The sequence below is a fragment of the Vibrio sp. T13N genome, from assembly GCF_032970445.1.
GTDB lineage: Bacteria > Pseudomonadota > Gammaproteobacteria > Enterobacterales > Vibrionaceae > Vibrio > Vibrio diabolicus.
Genome location: NZ_JAWJYE010000041.1, coordinates 1 through 2,950, shown reverse-complemented (window position 1 = coordinate 2,950; position 2,950 = coordinate 1). Strand labels below are relative to the sequence as shown.

General features: G+C 40.6%; 4 protein-coding genes and 1 pseudogene. All 5 read right to left on the bottom strand.

Features of this window, described 5'->3' with window-relative positions:
• Positions 1–122, bottom strand: a pseudogene (locus R2S67_RS22565) (cysteine hydrolase); the annotation flags it as partial.
• A 95-nt stretch (positions 123–217) separates the two neighbouring features.
• A complete protein-coding gene (locus R2S67_RS22560) occupies positions 218–904 on the bottom strand; it encodes a hypothetical protein (protein ID WP_317347139.1) in 687 nt (228 codons plus the stop codon).
• Between the two features lie 179 nt (positions 905–1,083).
• Complete coding sequence (locus R2S67_RS22555; RefSeq protein ID WP_274002189.1) at positions 1,084–1,632, bottom strand: hypothetical protein; 549 nt, start codon at positions 1,630–1,632, stop codon at positions 1,084–1,086.
• Positions 1,633–1,817: 185 nt separating this feature from the next.
• A complete protein-coding gene (locus R2S67_RS22550) occupies positions 1,818–2,021 on the bottom strand; it encodes a hypothetical protein (protein WP_317347140.1) in 204 nt (67 codons plus the stop codon).
• 260 nt (positions 2,022–2,281) lie between these two features.
• Positions 2,282–2,776, bottom strand: coding sequence for a GNAT family N-acetyltransferase (locus R2S67_RS22545; protein ID WP_140304378.1), 495 nt, complete (start codon positions 2,774–2,776; stop codon positions 2,282–2,284).
• Positions 2,777–2,950 lie beyond the last annotated feature (174 nt).

Sequence of the window (2,950 nt, the reverse complement as noted above, 5' to 3'; positions counted from 1 at the left end):
TTAGCACGCGCCAATTTCGTAACTTCATTAATTTTGGTGAGTACGATTTGTGACTCAAATGGTTGAGGTTCCGGGTCGAACAGAATCGACTGAACATCAATAACTAATACTGCAGATTTCATTGTTTTCCTCTGATAGGGCTAACGCTGCGTTAAGGTGTGAGTAACGCACATCTGAAACTGCTGCATAGCGCCTTAAACACTTTACTCAACGCAAACTAAAAGCGCCAAGCGTTACGAATCACTCTTAAACGCCTTGTTAGCATTGCTCTCACACCCATAACTTCACTTTGAAAGCTCTTGTCGTAAATCGCAACAAGTTCTTCAGCACAAGTGATGCTTCTCGAATCAGTAACCTTTAAGTAAGCAACCCGAGCAAGAACTACTGCAAACGTCGCTACAAAAAACAAACCGCCTAGTAGCGATAACGTAAGAATCCTATCTTTTGAATAGACGGCTAAGATTTGTGTGTATACCCAAATAGCAGAATATGCCGATGGCATTGCACAAAGCATATAGAAAAAGAAATTTCTGGGATACTTCGCTAACCTTTCAAAGTTTCTAGTCTTCGAGCTAGTGTATTTGGTTTTAAGAACGAACTGATCGTTTTTAGGTTCCACATAACAATCACTATAACGGTAAAGCTCAATGGCTTTGCTTGGTTTATCCGATGAAAGTAAAAGTGAAATAACATCAAAGTCAGCTCGAATTTTGAAGACAGACTTAAACTGCTGTTCTACTACGAGCTTTCTTGCTTTATTAGCCTCTGAATCAAAACACTGATAAAAGAACTCTAAATTTTTAACTCTGAATTGGTTTCGATTCAGCACCCAATCATGAAAGAACTTTAAGAATGGTAATGCTCCTGCTAGAAAGCCTACCATTGCAGCCGAAGATATCTCCAAGTAACTCTCCTAAACTCACTTTTTCGAAAAAATGCTAACGCCGCGTTAAGTAGTGAGCAACGCAAACCACCAGACTTAAGGCATTGTTCCGTAAACACTAAATTCAAAGCAAACCGAAAATGCCGAGCGTTGGGAATCTGCCTTAAACGCTTTGTTAGCACACATTTGTAAGGGGATAATTATTTCAATTTCTCAAATCTGCTATTTGCTAGTGCTGACAATTGAACGCTGTCGATTCTCAATGAGAACTCTTCTAACTTTGATGTGTCTAGTAATTGGCATCCCATACTAACTCTCAGCTTGCTATCCTTTGACAACAGCCCATCATCTACTTCCATGAGCTTGCCAAACACTTTCTCTTCTCTTGTTTGAGCAACAAAATTGTACTTTTCAGTTAACGCTTGAGAATAACCTCGATAAAGAGCGAGACACTTTTCACGTGTCAGGCTTGTTCTGTCTGCTAGTACCGAATAAACCAATTGTTCTTCCAGCAAGATCTGCAATCGAACTGTATCAAAGTGCGATTCTTCGTCTGTCGACTGATCGTATTTAATAACTCGAGTGGGATAAGAAAAATCAAGTTTTAGTTCGTTACTATCAACCGTAGATTCGACTAAGGCAAGTAAAGGAATACTATTGACTACATCTGCTTCCATTATCTCGCTTTCATCGCTACAGGATGCACAAAAGAGAACTAGAGAGGCTATTCCTGCATTTCGAAATTTCATCTAATGTCCTTGTTTCCACCGAGTGTGTGCTAACGCCGCATTAAGGGGTGAACAACGCATTCCACCCAAACTAAGCCATTGTGCCGTAAACACTAAAGCTGATTCAAACCAAAACTGCCAAGCGTTGTGAATCCCTCTTGAATGCCTTGTTAGTTGCCAGATCCAAGGCTTTGATTTGGAGTTGATTACCACTTTGCCAGCGCTGTTTTTACGTGCTTTGAAAAACTCAAATCAGGCGTAGTTTCAAAGCGTCTGCCAATGAAACCACTTGGAACATACAGCGCCGTAGAAAACAGATTAACAACACCAAAAAGCTCATTTGAAAAGACAATATCACAGAACTGACTCTCAACAAGCGAATCGGCTTCTGAAACGGAAAATCCAACCACAAAAGAAACCTGAGAACGATTTTCACAAACCCGAACGATTCAAAATTGAAGTACGAAACCCCACCAAAAACACACTGACTTTAACTCTAAACATTCTGTTTAAGCTGCGTTTTCCTCGTTGGCAACTAACGCCGCGTTAAGTAGTGAGCAACGCAGACCACCTAGCTTAAACCATTGTGCCGTAAACACTAAATTCAAAGCAAACCGAAAATGCCAAGCGTTGGGAATCTGTCTTAAACGCTTTGTTATAAGGCGGACTTTTAGTTAAACGCCTTTTCCAACCAAGCCGAACTAATGTACTCGCCATTTTTCTTTGCATATTCATTGAATACGCCAATTTCTCTAAAACCAAAACGTTTGTGTAAGGCAACTGAAGCATCATTAGGTAATGCAATACCTGACAACACCCTGTGGACTCCGTAACCAGAAATTGATGAGAACAGCTTAGAATACAGTTTTGAACCAACACCTTTACCTTTTGCTGTTGGAGCAAGGTACACGGTAACTTCAGCTGTATCCTCAAATGCTGAGATGTCCCTATAAGGCTGGGAACATGCGAAACCTAGCAACTCCCCACTTTCAATAGCAACGAAGAGCTGATGCTTACTATTACATGAGAATTGAGAGAACCAATTTAGACGATTTTCTTGCGTAAATGACTGCTCTTCAAAACGAGCGTTAGTATGCTCTATGTAAAAGTTAAAGATATCGGTGATGGCTGCGACATCGCTTAGCTTCCCTACTCTGATTTCCACGTAAATTCCTTTTATCTTCGAGCCTTATAACGCCCTGCTAAGGGGTGAACAACGCAATACCGAAGCCGCTGCATACCACCTTAATCACTAAAATCAACGCATAGTAAAAATGCCACGCGTTGTGAATCCCTCTTGAGCAGTTTGTTAGTTTGCAAACCCAAAGCGTTGATTTTA